Below are 787 nucleotides of genomic sequence, written 5' to 3' on the forward strand. Positions count from 1 at the left end.
TGCGACGGCTGCAAAAATTGCTGCCCCCAATGCGCAACATTGATCTGATTCGACCACGATGATGTCGCGACCAATCACATCGGCGCACATTTGCATCACGTAAGGGGATTTTTGCGCAATGCCACCAATGGCGATGACGCGTTCGACAGTGACATCTTGTTCTATAAAGCAATCGACGATCGCTTTTGCGCCATGCGCAGTGGATTCTACGAGTGCAGAGAAAATTGCAGGCGATGAGCTACCAAGGTTTAAGTCACAAATGGCACCTTTAAGACGCTGGTTTGCGTAAGGGGTTCGGCGGCCATTGAGCCAATCCATTGCAACCGGAGTATATTGGTCGATACCTTGCTGCTCGGCAGCTTGCGAGAGCATTGGCAAAAGTTCTGAAGCAACTTCTTCGGCAGTTAAGGCAAAGTCTGGATTGTGCTCGGCATAAGCCTGTAGTGGCCACATTAAGACGTTTTTGAACCAGGCATACATGTCGCCAAAAGCGGACTGTCCGGCTTCAAGTGCTAGCAACTCGGGTATGGCACTGCCTTCGACTTGACCACAAATACCATGAATAGTGCGGTCACCGACGTTTTGTGATTCAACCATCAAAATGTCACAGGTAGAAGTGCCAATGACTTTAACTAAATCGTTGGCACCAGCACCGGCACCAACGGCACCCATGTGGCAATCAAACTCGCCGATTGCAATCGCGACGCCTTCTGGTAAGCCTAATTTTATTGCCCATGCTTTTGATAGGTACCCGGCCGCCTGAGCGGAGGTAAAGACTTCTGTGAAC

At 50.2% G+C, this 787-nt stretch carries 1 protein-coding gene; it reads right to left on the reverse strand.

Features of this window, described 5'->3' with window-relative positions; all coding sequences use genetic code 11:
• The coding region (locus R7190_RS26815; RefSeq protein WP_318137789.1) for an FGGY-family carbohydrate kinase at positions 1-787 on the reverse strand (787 nt) is incomplete at both ends.

It is taken from the genome of Vibrio sp. 1078-1 (assembly GCF_033340475.1).